We start from the raw sequence: 17,056 nt of genomic DNA, 5'->3' as shown, positions 1-17,056 counted from the left end.
GCCGCCTGCGGCAGCGGCTACCGGTCGGTGAATGCGCCGTGAATCAGGCAATCACCGACATCCCCTCTAGGAGCAACTCCTGCACAGGCATACAATCGCCAACCGCGCTCCGATGGCTGATTTGCCCCGCATGTTGACCTGTTCCGTACACCCGCTCCCCTATCGCGCCAACCCCGCCGAATATTTCGCGGCAATCGAACACGCTCCCGGCGCCGTGCTGCTGGACAGCGGCCGGCCCAGCGCCGAGCGCGGCCGCTATGACCTGCTCAGCGCCTGGCCGCTGGCCGAACTGACGGTGGCCGCCGACGAAAGTGGCGGCGACTTCCTCCAGCGTCTGCGGCACAACCTGCAGCAGCTGGGCCCGGCCCAAGTCCCGGCGCCCTATGAGTTGCCCTTCGCCGGCGGCCTGATCGGCTACCTCAGCTACGACTTCGGCCGCCATCTGGAGCGCCTGCCGAGCCAGGCCCGGGATGACCTGCACCTGCCGGACGCGCGCTTCGGCCTGTACGCCTGGGCGCTGATCAATGACCACCGGGCGGGCACCAGCCAACTGCTGTTCCACCCCAGCCTGGAAGAGGCGGAGCGTCGGCGCCTGATCCAGCTGTTCAGCCAGCCACTGCCATCGCCAGGATCGACGTTCAAGCTGGCCAGCCCCCTGCAGCCCGACCTCGGCGCCGAGGACTATCGCCAGGCATTCCAGCGTATCCAGCACTACATCCAGGCCGGCGACTGCTATCAGGTGAACTTCGCCCAGCGCTTTCGCGGCCAGTACCAGGGCGATCCCTGGGCCGCCTACTGCGCCCTGCGCGCGGCCTGCCCCACTCCGTTCTCAGGCTTCCAGCGCCTGCCCGAGGGCGGCGCGGTGCTCAGCCTGTCGCCGGAGCGCTTCGTTCATGTCAGCCAGGGCCGGGTGGAAACCCGGCCGATCAAGGGCACCCGCCCGCGCGGCCGGGACGCGGCCGAAGACGCGGCCAACGCCGCCGAGCTGCTGGCCAGCCCCAAGGACCGCGCGGAAAACCTGATGATCGTCGACCTGCTGCGCAACGACCTGGGGCGCACTTGCCGTACCGGCTCGGTGCGAGTGCCGGAGCTGTTCAGCCTGGAAAGCTACCCCAACGTGCACCACCTGGTGAGCAGCGTCACCGGCGAACTGGCACCCGGCAAGGACGCCCTGGACCTGATTGCCGGCAGCTTCCCCGGCGGCTCGATCACCGGCGCGCCAAAGATCCGCTCGATGCAGATCATCGACGAGCTGGAACCGACGCGCCGCGCCCTGTACTGCGGCTCGCTGCTGTACCTGGACGTGCGCGGGGAAATGGACAGCTCGATCGCCATCCGCAGCCTGCTGGCCAAGGACGGGCAGATCTGTTGCTGGGGTGGCGGCGGGATAGTCGCGGATTCGGACTGGCAGGCGGAGTACCAGGAATCCATCACCAAGGTGCGGGTGTTGCTGGAGACGCTGCAGAAGCTCTGACCCCTGTAGCCGCTGCCGCAGGCTGCGACAAGCCCCGCAGGGGCTTCAGGACCTCAAGAGCGACGCCTCCTTCGGAGTCGATCGCAGCCTGCGGCAGCGGCTACAGGTGCGGTTTACAGGCTCAGGGCGCGGTTGGAAGCCTTGATGAATTCCTGCTTCAGCTCGGCGAAGCTGTGCACCGCGGGGAACTGCGGGAACTCGCGGATCACGTTGTCCGGGGCATGGAACAGGATGCCGGCATCGGCCTCGCCGAGCATCGTCGTGTCGTTGTAGGAATCCCCCGCCGCGATCACCCGGTAGTACAGGCTCTTGAAGGCCAGCACCGATTGGCGCTTGGGGTCCTTCTGACGCAGCTGGTAACCGGTGACCCGACCGCCGTCATCGGTGATCAGGCGGTGACACAGCAGCGTCGGGAAGCCCAGCTGGCGCATCAGCGGCTGGGAAAACTCATAGAAGGTGTCGGAGAGAATCACCACCTGGAAACGCTCGCGCAGCCAGTTGACGAACTCCACCGCGCCGTCCAGGGGCTTGAGGGTGGCGATCACTTCCTGGATGTCGGACAGCTTCAGGCCGTGCTCGTCGAGAATCCGCAGGCGCTGCTTCATCAATACGTCGTAGTCGGGAATATCCCGGGTGGTTGCCTTGAGGGATTCAATCCCGGTTTTTTCGGCAAAGGCGATCCAGATTTCCGGGACCAGTACACCTTCCAGATCGAGACAGGCAATTTCCACAAGACACTCCCATTGGTTCTGATTATTGAAGTTGAGCGAGCAAAAGGACTGCCGAACTCTAGCGACTCGCCTGCGCAGGTGCAACGCAGAGGAGCGCGCCAGGGCCGGGTGGATTTTGTTAAGATCGCCCCCCTATAGAGCGCACAGCGCCACCGACCTGTAGGAAACCGCCCTGATGACCCCATCGTTCGACGTCGCTGAACTCGCCGCGACCTATGCCAACAAATCCGCCCAGGACATTCTCAAGCTGGCCTTCTCCCAGTTCGGCGATGACCTGTGGATCTCCTTCAGCGGCGCCGAGGACGTGGTGCTGGTGGACATGGCCTGGAAGCTGAACAAGAACGTCAAGGTGTTCAGCCTCGACACCGGGCGCCTGCACCCGGAAACCTATCGCTTCATCGATCAGGTGCGCGAACACTACAAGATCGACATCGAACTGATCTCGCCGGACCACAGCAAGCTCGAACCCTTCGTCAAGGAAAAGGGCCTGTTCAGCTTCTACAAGGATGGCCATGGCGAATGCTGCGGCATCCGCAAGATCGAGCCGCTGCGACGCAAACTGTCCACGGTCAGTGCCTGGGCCACCGGCCAGCGCCGCGACCAGAGCCCAGGCACCCGCAGCCAGGTGGCGGTGCTGGAAATCGACAGCGCCTTCTCCACCCCGGAGCGCCCCCTGTACAAGTTCAACCCGCTGGCGCAGATGAGCAGCGAGGAGATCTGGGGTTACATCCGCATGCTCGAACTGCCGTACAACAGCCTGCATGAACGCGGTTTCATCAGCATCGGCTGCGAACCCTGCACACGCCCGGTACTGCCCAACCAGCACGAGCGCGAAGGCCGCTGGTGGTGGGAGGAAGCCACCCAAAAGGAATGTGGCCTGCACGCCGGCAACCTCATCAGCAAAGCCTGACCCCTTCCCTGCGGGCGCTCCTTACGGGCACCCGTACTAAAACGCCAACTCGCAACAAAACATGTACACAAAAATGTCACCATCAGTGCCATTTTTGTGTGCACATAAAACAGCACCCGCCCCAAAAGGTTACAGGCCTTTCTTCCGCCACTCTCCATGCGGTGCCCAGCCGTGCCCGACAAAAAATAAATACCTGTTCAAACGGTCAATTTTTAATCACATATTTTCAGATGGTTAGGAACAAACCATAACAAAACGAAATCAGCAGCCAATTTCATAGTCACGAAATTGGCACAGAAGTGGCTTTAGTCGACTTATGTTTTGTATACAAAAAAATCAAAACATACATACACTAACCGTCCGCACGCCTGATCCACGGCTCAAGCTGCAGATGCCCCGAACCCAGTGATTCCTCCCCTGCGACGAAGATTGTCGAGCCTTGCGCTCAAGCACAGTCATCCAGGGCCGGAATCAGGAGCATGCCGGAATGCGTACCAGCCCTTCCAACAACATCGCACTGGATCTGCCCTCCTCGCTGCATTCGCCCAACGCCCAGCACCCCGTCGCCGATCCCCACCCGCACCCTATTGTCCTCAGCCCGCGCCTGCATAACCGCGACCTGGCACCGACCAAGGTCGAGGGTCGGCGCTGGGGTGGCTACAGCATCTTTGCCCTGTGGACCAACGACGTGCACAACATCGCCAACTACTCCTTTGCCATCGGCCTCTACGCCCTGGGGCTGGGTGGCTGGCAGATCCTGCTGTCGCTGGGCATAGGCGCGGCACTGGTGTATTTCTTCATGAACCTGTCCGGTTACATGGGGCAGAAGACCGGCGTGCCGTTCCCGGTGATCAGCCGCATCAGCTTCGGCATCCATGGCGCGCAGATACCGGCGCTGATCCGCGCGGTGATCGCGATCGCCTGGTTCGGCATCCAGACCTACCTGGCCTCGGTGGTGTTTCGGGTGTTGCTCACGGCCATTCATCCGGGGTTCGCCGACTACGACCACAACTCGATCCTCGGCCTGTCGAGCCTGGGTTGGGCCTGTTTCGTGGTGATCTGGCTGGTGCAGCTGGTCATCCTCGCCTACGGCATGGAAATGATCCGCCGCTACGAAGCCTTCGCCGGGCCGATCATTCTGCTGACCGTGGCCTGCCTCGCCGGGTGGATGTACACCCAGGCCGACGGGCAGATTGCCTGGTCGATCCGCGAGCCGCTGAGCGGTGGCGAAATGTGGCGGCAGATCTTCGCCGGTGGCGCCCTGTGGCTGGCGATCTACGGCACGCTGATTCTCAACTTCTGCGATTTCGCCCGCTCCTCGCCGTGCCGCAAGACCATCAAGGTTGGCAACTTCTGGGGCCTGCCAGTGAACATCCTGGTGTTCGCGACCATCACCGTGCTGCTGTGCGGCGCACAGTTCCAGATCAACGGCCGGGTCATCGAGAGCCCCACCGAGATCATTGCCTCGATCCCCAACACGCTGTTCCTGGTGCTGGGCTGCCTGGCCTTCCTGATCGTCACCGTGGCGGTGAACATCATGGCCAACTTCGTCGCCCCGGCCTTCGTTCTCAGCAACCTGGCGCCCAAGTACCTGACCTTCCGCCGCGCCGGGCTGATCAGTGCGGCGCTGGCGGTGCTGATCCTGCCGTGGAACCTGTACAACAGCCCGCTGGTGATCGTGTATTTCCTCTCCGGCCTCGGCGCCCTGCTCGGCCCGCTGTACGGGGTGATCATGGTGGACTACTGGATCCTGCGCAAAGCCCAGGTCAACGTGCCGCAGCTCTACAGCGAAGACCCGCAAGGGGCTTATTTCTACAGCCGCGGGATCAATCTGCGGGCGCTGGCGGCCTTTATTCCCGCGGCGCTGATCGCCATCGTGCTGGCCCTGGTGCCGGGCTTTGCCAGCGTCTCGCCGTTTTCCTGGCTGATCGGCGCCGCTATCGCCGGCCTGCTGTACCTGATCATCGCCAAGCGCCAGCCCGGGTACGCCGACATCAGTGGCGAATCCATCGCCGTGGACAACGTCAGTCATTGAACCTGAACGGCCCGGCGTGCCGGGCCTGAACCGCCCAACCTGCAAGGAACCCTCATGCGAATTCTCGTGGTCAACGTCAACACCACCGACTCCATCACCCAGGCCATCGCCCGCCAGGCGCAAAGCGTGGCGGCGCCGGGCACCGAGATCGTCGGCCTGACCCCCTACTTCGGCGCCGAATCGGTGGAAGGCAACTTCGAAAGCTACCTGGCGGCCATCGCCGTGATGGATCGAGTGCTGGCCTACGACCAGCCCTATGACGCAGTGATCCAGGCCGGCTACGGCGAGCACGGCCGCGAAGGCCTGCAGGAGTTGCTGAATGTGCCGGTGGTGGACATCACCGACGCCGCCGCCAGCACCGCGATGTTCCTCGGCCACGCCTATTCGGTGGTCACCACCCTGGATCGCACCGTGCCGCTGATCGAAGACCGGCTCAAACTGTCCGGGCTCTACGAGCGCTGCGCCTCGGTGCGGGCCAGCGGCCTGGCGGTGCTGGAACTGGAGGAAGACCCGCTGCGGGCGGTGGAAGCCATCGTGCGCCAGGCCGAACGGGCGGTGACCGAGGACAAGGCCGAAGTGATCTGCCTGGGCTGTGGCGGCATGGCCGGGCTGGATGAACAGATTCGCCAGCGCACCGGGGTGCCGGTGGTGGATGGGGTGACGGCGGCGGTCACCGTCGCCGAATCCCTGGTGCGCCTGGGGCTGTCCACCTCGAAGGTGCGCACCTATGCCACGCCACGCCAGAAACAGGTGATCGGCTGGCCGCCCCGCTTCGGTCGCTGAGAAACCGCCGGACAGCGCCGCCTCAGGCGGCGCTGAAACGCCGCGCCAGGCCCTGCTCGGCAAACTGGTGAATGACGAAGTCGACGAAGGCCCGGGTCTTGCCCGGCAGCATCTTGTGCTCGGCGTAGTAGATCGAGGTGAAACCGTCATCCACGTACCAGTCCGGCAACACCCGCTGCAGGGCGCCGGAGTCCAGGTAGTTGATGGCAAACGGCATGCTCACCAAAGCCAGCCCCAGGCCCTGGGCCGCAGCGATGCAGGCGGCCTCGGAGTCGCTCATGGTCATACTGGCCTTGAGCTCCAAAGGGCACATCTGCCCTCCCCGGCCAGTCATCTGCCAGGTGCGGATACGCCCAGTCTGCGGTGAGCGGATAAGAATCCCCCGGCAATGCCGCAGGTCTTGCGGGCCATTGATCGGCGCACGCTCCTGCAGGTAATCCGCGCTCGCCACCAGCACCCGATGGGCCGGTGACAGGCGCCGAGCAACCACTCCCTGAGGCAGTTCAAAACCACCACCGATGGCGGCATCGAAACCCTGACCGATCAGGTCCACCTGGCGATTGTCGAAATGCCAGTCGGGATGGATGTCCGGGTAGCGCTGCAGAAAGGCCCCGAGCATCGGCACTATGTACAGCCCACCGAACACCGTGCCCATGCTGACCTTGAGCGTACCGGCCGGACGTCCCTGGGCGTCGGCCAGGGTGCTGACGGCGTTCTGGATGGTCTGCAGGCTGTCAGCGACTTCGGCAAGGAACAGCCGCCCCGCCTCGGTCAGGGTCAAGCGCCGGGTACTGCGCTGGAACAGGCGCACACCGACCCGGGCTTCCAGCTTGGCCACGCTCTTACCCACTGCCGCCGGGGTCAACCCGAGCCGCCGCGCAGCCTCGGCAAAACTGCCCACCTCAGCGCTGCGGACAAAACACTCGATACTGCTGAAGGCTTCCATAGCTGGCCACTCTAAACTTTTGGTTTACACAGAATAGAGGAATTACTGGCTACTCAGAGGCTAATCAGCGGCAGATACTCGCCCCAAGCACAAGGCAACCCGGCCTTGAATCTCTGGAGAAGCACATGAGCAAGCACAACCTCAGCGGCAAAGTGGCCCTGATCCAAGGCGGTTCCCGCGGTATCGGCGCGGCCATCGTCGAGCGCCTGGCCGCAGAAGGCGCCAGCGTCGCCTTTACCTACGTCAGTTCGGTGAGCAAGGCCCAGGCGCTGCAGGACAGCATCACTGCCAAAGGCGGCAAGGCCCTGGCGATCCAGGCCGACAGTGCCGACGCGCAAGCCATTCGTCGCGCGGTGAACAGCACCGTCCAGGCCTTTGGCCGCCTCGATATCCTGGTCAACAACGCCGGAGTACTGGCCGTGGCGCCACTGGAGGAGTTCAAGCTGGAAGACTTCGACCAGACCCTGGCGATCAATGTACGCAGCGTCTTTATCGCCACCCAGGAAGCCGCGCGACACATGGGCGAAGGCGGTCGCATCATCAATATCGGCAGCACCAATGCCGAGCGCATGCCCTTCCCCGGTGGCGGCCCTTATGCCATGAGCAAGGCTGCGCTGGTGGGCCTGACCAAGGGCCTGGCCCGGGATCTGGGCCCAAAGGGCATCACCATCAATAACGTGCAGCCAGGTCCAGTGGACACCGATATGAACCCCGCCGACAGCGACTTCGCCGCGAGCCTGATGGACCTGATGGCCATCCGCCGTTATGGCCACGCCGAGGAGGTCGCCGGTTTCGTGGCCTACCTGGCCAGCCCTGAAGCGGGCTACATCACTGGCGCCAGCTTGAGCATCGACGGTGGTTTCAGCGCCTGATATCAGGCAAAAAAAACGGGCCGCCGGTGACTGGCGACCCGTCTGTCATTGTCTTCCCAACAGCGCTTTGCTGTAGCTCAGCATCAGGACCAGTGCAGATGTGGCAAACCGCAGGCGGCCGGCTGAAAGCCCTTGAGCGAACGGATGATCCCGTGGGCGTGGGCAAACTTGCTATCGGCCATGGCCGGATCAGGAACCGCAATCACGCTCATGCCAGCAGCCCTGGCAGCGGTCACGCCAAACGGCGAATCCTCGAATACCAGGCACTCTTGCGGTGCCACGCCCAGGCGGCGGGCCGCGGTGAGGAAGATGTCCGGCGCCGGCTTGGCCGCCGTCACTTCCGGGTCATCGGCGGTGACGATGGTGTCGAACAGCGCGAACCAGTCGCCATGGCGGGTGGTTTTCTCGCCGAACGACATCTGCGACGAACTGGCACCGACCGCGATGGGGATCCTGTGCGCCTTCAAGTGCCGCACCAGTTGCTGGGCACCGGGCATGGCCTCGGCACGCGGAAAACGCTCGCGCATCAGCGGCTCGCGCATGACCAAAAACTCCTCGGCGGTGATCGGCAGGTCCAGGGCCTGGACCACATAGCGCGCGAGGTCGCCGGCGCCTCGACCGATGATGTTCTGCTTGATGGTCCAATCGTAGGTGCGGCCATAACGCTCGGCGATCAACTGGGTGATCTCGGTGTAGATGCCCTCGGTGTCCAGGAGCAAGCCGTCCATGTCGAAAATGACCGCCTTGATCGGCCCCATATCATTCAACTGTGCATTCATCGCATCTGATCCGTTAGCAAAAGTACATTCCAGGGAGCGGCTCAGGTACGGCCCGTTTTTTTGGCAGTTCATCAGTTAAAGGATTCAGCAGCATAGCGGCGGCCCTGGGTCGGGAGCAACCAAGGGGGCTGGAGGAGCGTGCAGAGGCTTCATTCAGCAGGCTTGCGCGGGGCTTCGGCGTCTTCCGGGGCCTCTTGCAGGGGCACTAGCGCATCGTCCAGCAAGGAGCCGGGATCTTCATTCCCGGGGTCGTTGATGACGTCCGGTTCCTCCGCCACAGGCTGAGCCTGGCCTGGCGTCTCACGAGGCATGACGGTCTCCTAGAAACTCGGGACTGAGTGCCTTGAGTATGGCGAAGCTTGGAGCACCCCACATGAAAAACCCGGCGCATGGCCGGGTTTTCCTGACATCAGGCCAGATCAATGACGCTTCTTGTGACCCATGCTGCTGCCCAGGGCTCCGCCGGCCGCGCCACCAATACCTGCGCCAACGGTAGAACCGGTGCTGCCACCCAGACGATTGCCGATCAGCGAACCACCGGCCGAGCCCAGACCACCGCCGATTGCCGCCTTGGTGCGGCTACCCTTGCGCGCGCCAGCCGCGCTACCGGCCGCCCCGGCAACCCCGGCACCAATCGCCGCGCCGGTGCTGCCGCCGAGCTTCTGCCCGACCACATTGCCCAACGCACCGCCGAGCCCGCCACCGATAGCGGCAGTCCCATCACCGGCCATTGCGCCTTGAGCCAGCAGAAGTCCCACAACCAGGGCAGGTAGAGTTAAACGCATGACTTGAACCTCGAAAAAGACTGTCGATCTGACAAAAAAGCCCAGCACCACGCCGCCCGATACGAGCTGTCGCGGCAGCACCCGGTTGCTCTCCGGTGGCTTGGACAGCTGATTTTAAAAGAGTTTTATCACCGAGCAAAAAAAAGCCCGCTGGGGGACGGGCTAGGGATGCTGCTTTTTAACGGATGTTTTGAGCCTACCCAGGCAGATGTGAAGATTATGTGAAAAGAGTCCGTCAATGGGAGCAACATCAACGGGCCCCGGGCTTCACCCATTCCAAGGCATCTTCAGCTCACCTTACTGAAAATGTTCAGAACGTATCGATGACTGGCAGCTCATTGGGACGCTGCGCCGGCATCGCTTCGGTATCCACCTAAGTCGCTCGATCGCAGCGATGTTCAACGAATGCTACGAATGCTGCCTTTATTGCCCTTGACGGTGACGGAGACTTTCTTGAAGACGAAGTAGTTTTCTTCGTTCACTTCATAACGCGGAGCAACGATCAGGTCGGCGCCCGAGGATTTGACGGCCTTGAAAGCCGCAGCGGATTTGACCGCGCTGACCGGGTCGAAGCCCAGGCCACCCAGCGCACCACCGCCGTCGCCACCGTAAGCTACGCCGTCGGCAAACTGGCTATCGCCACCAAACTTCAGGAAACCAAACAGGATGTTGACCGACGACTGACCCGAAATTGCTTCACCCACGGCCACGTCGGCCTTCAGATCAGTCTTGACCTGGCTGTCGATCGGCGCGGAGGGCTGGCTGATGTTGTAGCTGGTGCAGCCAGTGGCTGCGGCAACGAGAGCAGAGAGTGCGAGGAGTTTGAAAATGGCTTTCACGTTTATTTCCTTATCACGTTTCATATAAAGGCATCATCGCTGGATGCGCAGCCCCGCTTGAATCGGGATAAGGAACATATCGTTACTTATAACGAATTGAGATAAGAAAATTCCTAAAAGCATAGAAATCATTCTTAATGATTATCAAGAAAACCAAGAACGTTTTGATGCAGCTGCTCCAGCCCTCCTCCTCCAGGCAAGAAAAAGCCCCGCATGAAGCGGGGCCTGTCAGTACTCGGGATTACTTCCTCTTCGGCAGCGCCTTGGGGAAAAACATCGTATTACTGGCTACCGGCACCGTCGCAGTCTTTCTCTTGCTGACAACAACGCCAGTGGATTGAACGTCCACTTCAAATGCGGCCTGACCGCAACGCACCAAGTTGTTGATTGGGAACTCATCCCCGTTGTCTTCAATATAAGCAAGACTCCTCATACCCAGCTCCCTCCAACATCGGAACAGCACCGGCAAGCTCCTGATTGCCTGGAAAGTACCGTCCGTCACGGCATTTGAGACTAGACAGTCATTTGCCGACCCGCTGTTCAAGAGAGGAAAACGCCGACGAGTGGCGGCACACTGGGTGCGCGGCTTGATCCAAAGCAATTTTGCAGCCAAGGTCGCAAGCGGCCAGGAGAAATGGCGAGCCTTGGCGAGATGCGTCCTGAATGCAAAAAAACCCTGGCTTCTCTAGGAAACCAGGGGTTTTCTGTACATCGAATGTGGCGGTGAAGGAGAGATTCGAACTCTCGATACAGTTTCCTGTATACACACTTTCCAGGCGTGCTCCTTAAGCCACTCGGACACTTCACCGTATCTCTTCAAACCGATTCAGTCTGTCGAGGCGCGCTAATGTAGTCGATAGCTTTTCAGATGGCAAACTTTTTTTTCAGAATTTTCATGCGCTTAAGGAAGATCCCTGGCCAAGGGGAATGCCAGGCCGGTTCATCGCAAGGCAAACCAGCCATTCTCAAGCCTCGCCCGTAGCTATATAGAAGAAAGCATGCGTTATCCGCAGGGGCATGCAGGGCGATCGCCGGTGCAGGGCCTGACTCATCAGTCAGTCATGGCGCTTTACCGCAGCTTTCGTGGTGGGTAACTTCTGCTGCACTTCTAATACAAGGAATTGCGTCATGAGTGAGTTGATTTCCTACCATCTCGAAGACGGTATCGCGACCCTGACCTTGAGCAATGGCAAGGTCAATGCCATCTCCCCGGACGTGATTGCGGCCTTTAATGCGGCGCTGGATCAGGCCACCGCCGACCGTGCGGTGGTGATCATCACCGGCCAGCCCGGGATTCTTTCCGGTGGCTACGACCTCAAGGTCATGACCGCCGGCCCCAAGGAAGCCGTAGCCCTGGTCACCCAGGGCTCGACCTTGGCGCGCCGCCTGCTCGCTCACCCTTACCCGGTCATCGTCGCGTGCCCGGGGCACGCAGTGGCCAAGGGCGCGTTCCTGCTGCTGTCGGCGGACTACCGGATAGGCGTCGAAGGCCCTTTCAGCATCGGCCTCAATGAAGTGCAGATCGGCATGACCATGCACCACGCCGGAATCGAACTGGCCCGCGACCGCCTGCGTCGTTCGGCTTTCCATCGTTCGGTCATCAACGGTGAGATGTTCACCCCCGAGAGCGCCGTGGATGCCGGCTTCCTCGACAAGGTGGTAACCCCCGATGAACTGCAAGGCGCCGCCCTGGCTGCCGCACGCCAGCTGAAGAAGATCAACATGCTGGCCCACAAGAACACCAAGCTGAAGGTGCGCAAGGCGCTGCTGGACGCTCTGGACAACGCGATCATCCTGGACCAGGAACACCTGGGCTGAACGTCCCCGGTGTCCGCTTGAACAAGCCCGGCCCACGCGCCGGGCGTTTTACTGCCGGCCTCGGCTACCGTTGGCAAGCGCTCTAGACCAGCATTGCCAGGCATCGCCGGAAACATGCACTTAAACATCGCCCATCTCCGGGCTGAGAACGGCAATTGCCGAAAACAGTGCACATCCGTACACTGCGCCACCTTTTGTCCCCGGTGGGCCGTTTAGATGCTGTATCTGTTTCGTATGTCGTTGATGGGCTTGCACTTTGTCCTGGCGGGCAGCTTGGGCCTGCTGCTCGGCCTGTGCCGCCCATTCAACCCGGACAACAGCCGCCTATGCGCCCGCCTCTACGCCTGGCCGGCGATGTGCATCCTGCGCCTGCGGGTCAAGGCCGAGGTCGGCCCGCTGATGGACAAGCCCCAAAGCTGCGTGATCATCGCCAACCACCAGTCCAACTACGACCTGTTCGTGTTCGGCAACGTGGTGCCCCGGCGCACCGTGTGCATCGGCAAGAAGAGCCTGAAATGGGTTCCGCTGTTCGGCCAACTGTTCTGGCTGGCGGGCAACGTCCTGATTGACCGCGGCAACCCGCACAAGGCGCGGCGTTCGATGCTCACCACCACCCATACGCTGCAACACAAGGACACCTCGATCTGGGTCTTCCCGGAAGGCACCCGCAACCTCGGCGAAGAGCTGCTGCCCTTCAAGAAAGGCGCCTTCCAGATGGCCATCGCCGCCGGTGTGCCGATTGTCCCGGTGTGCGTCAGCAGCTACATAAAGCACATGCGCCTGAACCGCTGGAATGCCGGCAAGGTCCTGATCCGTTCGCTGCCGGCCATTCCCACCGCCGGGCTGACCCTGGACGACATGCCGCTGCTGATCGCCCAATGCCGCGAGCAGATGCGCGAATGCATTGCCAGCATGGATCGGCAACTGCAAGCCGCCTGAAGCTGAGCAACACCGAAAGCCCGCCTTGCGCGGGCTTTTATTTGTCGGCGAACTCGCGCGCGGCCAGTGACTCTGATGGAGCATTGCAGGCTAAGCTGCACCAGATCTGTCACCGCCCCATTGATAAGAAGAAGTGAATCAGAACCATGGGTAGAGTTGTTGCTGCCGCCGTCTACAGCGGCGGAAAGAAAGTCACGGATATCAGCCTCGACGAAGGCGCTGCCTGGGCCGCCAAACCCGGCCACTTTGTCTGGATCGGCCTGGAAGAACCCAACGCCCACGAGCTGGCCAACCTGCAGCGCCAGTTCAAGCTGCACGAACTGGCCATCGAGGATGCCCTGGAAAAGCACAGCCGACCGAAGCTGGAGACCTTCGGCGATGCGCTGTTCATCGTCACTTATTCGCCGGTGCGCACGCAGGGCAAGCTGGAGTTCATCGAAACCCATATCTTCGCCGGCAACGGCTACATCATTACCGCGCGCAACGGCCACTCCGCCTCCTACGGCTACGTTCGCCAGCGCTGCGAGGCGCGCCCGCTGCTGCTGGAGCACGGCGAAGACTTCGTGCTCTATGCACTGCTGGATTTCGTTACCGAGAACTACCAGCCGGTCAGCGAAGCCATCCACGCGGAAATCGACGAGCTGGAGCGCAATGTGCTCTGTGACTCCCTCAACGAGCGGGACATCCAGCACCTGCACGGCCTGCGCCGCGATGTGCTGCGCCTGCGGCGCCACGTGGCGCCCATGGTGGAGATCAGCGAAGAGCTGCAGAAACTCAGCTTTCCCTTCATCGACAAGAACATGCGGCCGTACTTCCGGGATGTGCAGATCCACGTCACCCGGCAGATGGAAGACCTTTCGACCCTGCGCGATATCGCCAGCCAGACCATCGAGATCGGTGTACTGCTGGAGGCTTCACGGCAAAGCATCGTGCAACGCAAGTTCGCCGCCTGGGCAGCGATCCTGGCGTTTCCGACAGCGGTAGCGGGGATCTACGGGATGAACTTCCAGAACATGCCGGAGCTGAGCTGGCACTACGGCTACTTTGGCGTCCTGGGTTTCATCACTGTGGGCTGTGTCGGCCTCTGGGCCAGCTTCAAGCGTTCCGGCTGGCTCTGAGAACCAACGGCCCTGCACAGTGCGGCAGGGCCATGACCTGGCTCAGGCGGCCTCGGGCTTGTGGGCAACGAAACGCATCATCCACTCCGCCACGGTAGCGCCGTGGTGTTCATGCTCGAGGCTGGCCACGCCCTTCTGGTAGATCTGCTCGCCGAGAAACTCCTGGCGCAGGTCCAGCAGGGCCCGGGAATAGTCGTGGATGAACTCGGGGTGGCCCTGGAAGCACAGCACCTGATCGTTGATGTGGTAGGCCGCGAACGGACAGAAATCGCTGGAAGCGATCACCGTGGCGTTTTCCGGCAAGGCGGTGACCTGATCCTGATGGCTGATCAGCAACGTCAGCTCCTCCACCACCGGGCTCATCCACGGTGCCTTGGCCGCCAGTTTGTAGTTGTGGGTACCGACACCCCAGCCCTGGCTCGCCCGCTCGCTCTTGCCTCCCAACAGCAATGCCAGCAGCTGGTGACCGAAGCAGATGCCCAGCAATTTGTCGCCACGCTCATAGCGGCCCAGCAGGTAGGTCTTGAGGGTCTGGATCCACGGGTCGGTGCCAAAGGAGTCGGCCTTGCTGCCGGTCACCAGATAAGCGTCGAACTCCAACTCATCACTGGGGTAATCACCCTGGACCACGTTGTAGACGCTGAACTGAGCAGCGATGGGCTGCTGGGAGAACAGGCGCTGGAACATCTGCCCGTAACCCTGATATTGATCGACCAGTTCGGGACGCAGGATATCGGTTTCAAGAATGCAGATGCGTAGCGACATAAAAAATTCCTGACAAGGCGATGGCAATAATGAACAGCCCAGAGCCTGCCTTGAAAGACCACGACAAGGCAAGCCCCGGAACGGCTCATTTAGCGCCCGCAGGTGTCAGAACAACTGACCCTGGCGGGCCTTTTCCAGCAGCAGGGTCGGCGGCCTGAAACGCTCGCCGTACTGCTCCGCGAGGTACTGCGCACGGGCGACGAAATCCTGTACCCCGTACTGGTTGATGAACTGCAGGGCGCCACCGCTCCAGGCGGCGAAACCGATGCCGAAGATCGAGCCGATGTTGGCGTCCGCGGTGGACTGCAACACCCCCTCCTCCACACAGCGCACGGTCTCGATGGCCTGGACGAACAGCAGGCGGTCGCGCACATCCTGGGGCGAAATCTGCCCGTCAGCCCGGTAGAAACGCGTGCGCAACTGCGGCCACAGATGCTTCTGGCCATTGGCCGGGTAATCGTAGAAACCGCCACCGGCGGCCTTGCCCGGACGTTGGTACTCGTTGAGCAGCAGGTCGATCACGGCAAACGCTGGATGCTCGATGGGCGGCTTGCCCTCAGCCTGCAGGTCCTTGGCGGTCTGTCGGCGAATATGGCTCATCAGGCTCAACGAGACTTCGTCGGAAATCGCCAGCGGCCCCACCGGCATCCCGGCCTTGCGGGCCTCGGTCTCGATCATGGGCGCCGCGATGCCTTCGCCGAGCATGGCGATCCCTTCGTTGGTGAAGGTGCCGAACACCCGCGAGGTGAAGAAGCCGCGGCTGTCGTTGACCACGATTGGGGTCTTGTTGATCTGCAGCACGAAGTCGAACCCACGGGCCAGGGTTTCATCGCTGGTCTGCGCGCCCTTGATAATTTCCACCAGGGGCATCTTTTCCACCGGGCTGAAAAAATGCAGGCCGATGAACTTGTCCGGATTCGGCACCGCCGTGGCCAGCCCGGTGATGGGCAAGGTCGAAGTGTTGGAAGCGATCACCGCTTCGCTGCCGACCACTTGCTGCGCGGCCCTGGACACCTTGGCCTTGAGCTCGCGATCCTCGAACACCGCCTCGATGATCAGGTCGCAACCGGCCAGGTCGGCGCTGCGGCGGTGGTGCGAATCCGCGCCAGGGTCGCGTCACGCTGCTCGCGGCTCAGTTGCCCGCGAGCCACCTTTTTCTCCAGCAGCGCCGCCGAGTGGGCCTTGCCCTTCTCTGCCGCCTCCAGGCTGATGTCCTTGAGTACCACCTCGATACCCGCCACCGCGCTGACGTAGGCAATGCCCGCGCCCATCATGCCGGCGCCAAGCACCCCGAGCTTTTTCGTGGTTTGCGGCGGCACGCCCTGGGGCCGCGAGCCACCGGCATTGATCTCGTTGAGCTGGAACCAGAAGGTGCCGATCATGTTCTTCGCCACCTGGCCGGTGGTCAGCTCGGTGAAATAGCGGGTCTCGATCAAGTGCGCGGTGTCGAAATCCACCTGGGCGCCTTCGACGGCGGCGCAGAGAATCTTCTCCGGCGCGGGGAAGCAGCCCTGGGTCTTGGTCCGCAGAATCGACGGGGCGATGGCCAGCATCTGCGCAACCTTCGGGTTCGATGGCGTGCCGCCGGGAATCTGATAACCGCGCACATCCCAGGGCTGCTGGGCGGTCGGGTTGGCGAGGATCCAGGCCCGAGCCTTGGCCAGCAGGTCGTCGCGGTCCGTCGCCAGGGCATCGATCAGGCCGGCCTGCAACGCTTGCTGCGGGCGCACTTTCTTGCCTTCCAGCAGATACGGCAGGGCTTTTTCCAGGCCCAGCATGCGCACCATGCGCACCACCCCGCCGCCACCGGGCAACAGGCCCAGGGTGACTTCCGGCAGGCCGATCTGCACCGCCTTATCGTCCAGGGCAACGCGGTGATGGCAGGCCAGGCAGATTTCCCAGCCACCGCCCAGGGCCGCACCATTGATCGCCGCAACCACCGGCTTGCCCAGGGTCTCCAGCGCGCGCAGCTGGCCCTTGAGGGTCAGCACCCTGTCGTAGAACGCCTTGGCCTCGGGCTTGCCGACCGTGATCAGCTCATTGAGGTCGCCGCCGGCAAAGAAGGTCTTTTTCGCCGAGGTGATGATCACCCCGGCAATCGACTCCTGCTCGGCCTGCAGCCGCGCCACGGCAGCAGCCATGGCGTCGCGGTACACCGCGTTCATGGTGTTGGCGCTCTGGCCCGGCATATCAATGGTCAGAACAACGATCTGGTCCTGGCCTTTTTCGTAACGGATGGCATCGCTCATGAAAGGAATTCCT

16 protein-coding genes, 1 tRNA gene and 1 pseudogene are annotated in these 17,056 nt (G+C 62.1%); 9 read left to right on the top strand and 9 right to left on the bottom strand.

The window, feature by feature from the left end:
• The first annotated feature begins 130 nt into the window (after window positions 1–130).
• Window positions 131–1,474, top strand: a complete 1,344-nt coding sequence (gene pabB, locus LXM55_RS16345) for an aminodeoxychorismate synthase component I (RefSeq protein ID WP_233321326.1) — start codon at window positions 131–133, stop codon at window positions 1,472–1,474.
• Between the two features lie 113 nt (window positions 1,475–1,587).
• Here pabB and thrH read toward each other — a convergent pair whose 3' ends face one another.
• Window positions 1,588–2,205 (bottom strand): bifunctional phosphoserine phosphatase/homoserine phosphotransferase ThrH, encoded by a 618-nt coding sequence (thrH, locus tag LXM55_RS16340; RefSeq protein WP_233321325.1) that lies wholly within the window; start codon window positions 2,203–2,205, stop codon window positions 1,588–1,590.
• Between the two features lie 175 nt (window positions 2,206–2,380).
• Between thrH and LXM55_RS16335 the strand changes: the two genes are divergently transcribed.
• The 3 genes from LXM55_RS16335 (at window position 2,381) to LXM55_RS16325 (ending at window position 5,933) form a co-directional block, all read left to right on the top strand.
• On the top strand, window positions 2,381–3,115 hold the full coding sequence (locus tag LXM55_RS16335; protein ID WP_233321324.1) for a phosphoadenylyl-sulfate reductase: 735 nt from the start codon (window positions 2,381–2,383) through the stop codon (window positions 3,113–3,115).
• Between the two features lie 487 nt (window positions 3,116–3,602).
• Window positions 3,603–5,150 (top strand): NCS1 family nucleobase:cation symporter-1, encoded by a 1,548-nt coding sequence (locus tag LXM55_RS16330; protein ID WP_233321323.1) that lies wholly within the window; start codon window positions 3,603–3,605, stop codon window positions 5,148–5,150.
• A gap of 54 nt (window positions 5,151–5,204) precedes the next feature.
• Complete coding sequence (locus tag LXM55_RS16325; protein ID WP_233321322.1) at window positions 5,205–5,933, top strand: aspartate/glutamate racemase family protein; 729 nt, start codon at window positions 5,205–5,207, stop codon at window positions 5,931–5,933.
• A gap of 22 nt (window positions 5,934–5,955) precedes the next feature.
• Here the strand turns inward: LXM55_RS16325 and LXM55_RS16320 are convergent, their stop codons facing one another.
• On the bottom strand, window positions 5,956–6,879 hold the full coding sequence (locus LXM55_RS16320; RefSeq protein WP_233321321.1) for a LysR family transcriptional regulator: 924 nt from the start codon (window positions 6,877–6,879) through the stop codon (window positions 5,956–5,958).
• 125 nt (window positions 6,880–7,004) lie between these two features.
• Here LXM55_RS16320 and LXM55_RS16315 point away from each other — a divergent pair, with 125 nt between their 5' ends.
• Window positions 7,005–7,751: a 3-oxoacyl-ACP reductase family protein gene (locus tag LXM55_RS16315; protein ID WP_233321320.1), complete on the top strand. Its 747-nt coding sequence runs from the start codon at window positions 7,005–7,007 to the stop codon at window positions 7,749–7,751.
• 83 nt (window positions 7,752–7,834) lie between these two features.
• Here LXM55_RS16315 and LXM55_RS16310 read toward each other — a convergent pair whose 3' ends face one another.
• The 4 genes from LXM55_RS16310 to LXM55_RS16295 all read right to left on the bottom strand — a co-directional run bounded on the left by LXM55_RS16310 (window position 7,835) and on the right by LXM55_RS16295 (window position 10,154).
• Entirely contained in the window at window positions 7,835–8,530 is a 696-nt protein-coding gene (locus tag LXM55_RS16310; RefSeq protein WP_233321319.1) for an HAD-IA family hydrolase, read from the bottom strand.
• A 149-nt stretch (window positions 8,531–8,679) separates the two neighbouring features.
• Window positions 8,680–8,841 (bottom strand): hypothetical protein, encoded by a 162-nt coding sequence (locus LXM55_RS16305; protein WP_233321318.1) that lies wholly within the window; start codon window positions 8,839–8,841, stop codon window positions 8,680–8,682.
• Window positions 8,842–8,949: 108 nt separating this feature from the next.
• Entirely contained in the window at window positions 8,950–9,315 is a 366-nt protein-coding gene (locus tag LXM55_RS16300; RefSeq protein ID WP_233321317.1) for a glycine zipper domain-containing protein, read from the bottom strand.
• Window positions 9,316–9,713: 398 nt separating this feature from the next.
• On the bottom strand, window positions 9,714–10,154 hold the full coding sequence (locus LXM55_RS16295) for a hypothetical protein (protein WP_233321316.1): 441 nt from the start codon (window positions 10,152–10,154) through the stop codon (window positions 9,714–9,716).
• A 137-nt stretch (window positions 10,155–10,291) separates the two neighbouring features.
• Between LXM55_RS16295 and LXM55_RS16290 the strand changes: the two genes are divergently transcribed.
• Window positions 10,292–10,495 (top strand): hypothetical protein, encoded by a 204-nt coding sequence (locus LXM55_RS16290; RefSeq protein WP_233321315.1) that lies wholly within the window; start codon window positions 10,292–10,294, stop codon window positions 10,493–10,495.
• A gap of 377 nt (window positions 10,496–10,872) precedes the next feature.
• Here LXM55_RS16290 and LXM55_RS16285 read toward each other — a convergent pair.
• Window positions 10,873–10,962: transfer RNA gene (locus LXM55_RS16285), tRNA-Ser, on the bottom strand.
• A gap of 320 nt (window positions 10,963–11,282) precedes the next feature.
• On the opposite strand from LXM55_RS16285, the gene LXM55_RS16280 reads away from it, so the two are divergent.
• From LXM55_RS16280 to LXM55_RS16270, 3 genes are all read left to right on the top strand, one after another.
• Window positions 11,283–11,972: a crotonase/enoyl-CoA hydratase family protein gene (locus tag LXM55_RS16280; RefSeq protein WP_233321314.1), complete on the top strand. Its 690-nt coding sequence runs from the start codon at window positions 11,283–11,285 to the stop codon at window positions 11,970–11,972.
• Between the two features lie 216 nt (window positions 11,973–12,188).
• Complete coding sequence (locus LXM55_RS16275; RefSeq protein ID WP_233321313.1) at window positions 12,189–12,911, top strand: lysophospholipid acyltransferase family protein; 723 nt, start codon at window positions 12,189–12,191, stop codon at window positions 12,909–12,911.
• Between the two features lie 146 nt (window positions 12,912–13,057).
• Window positions 13,058–14,029 (top strand): magnesium and cobalt transport protein CorA, encoded by a 972-nt coding sequence (locus LXM55_RS16270; RefSeq protein WP_233321312.1) that lies wholly within the window; start codon window positions 13,058–13,060, stop codon window positions 14,027–14,029.
• Window positions 14,030–14,071: 42 nt separating this feature from the next.
• On the opposite strand, the gene LXM55_RS16265 is transcribed toward LXM55_RS16270, so the two are convergent.
• Window positions 14,072–14,794 (bottom strand): amidotransferase, encoded by a 723-nt coding sequence (locus LXM55_RS16265; RefSeq protein ID WP_233321311.1) that lies wholly within the window; start codon window positions 14,792–14,794, stop codon window positions 14,072–14,074.
• A 105-nt stretch (window positions 14,795–14,899) separates the two neighbouring features.
• A pseudogene (locus LXM55_RS16260) lies at window positions 14,900–17,043 on the bottom strand (3-hydroxyacyl-CoA dehydrogenase NAD-binding domain-containing protein).
• Window positions 17,044–17,056 lie beyond the last annotated feature (13 nt).

Source organism: Pseudomonas sp. Au-Pse12 (assembly GCF_021341665.1).
GTDB lineage: Bacteria > Pseudomonadota > Gammaproteobacteria > Pseudomonadales > Pseudomonadaceae > Aquipseudomonas.
This window is presented reverse-complemented; position numbering and strand designations above follow the sequence as displayed.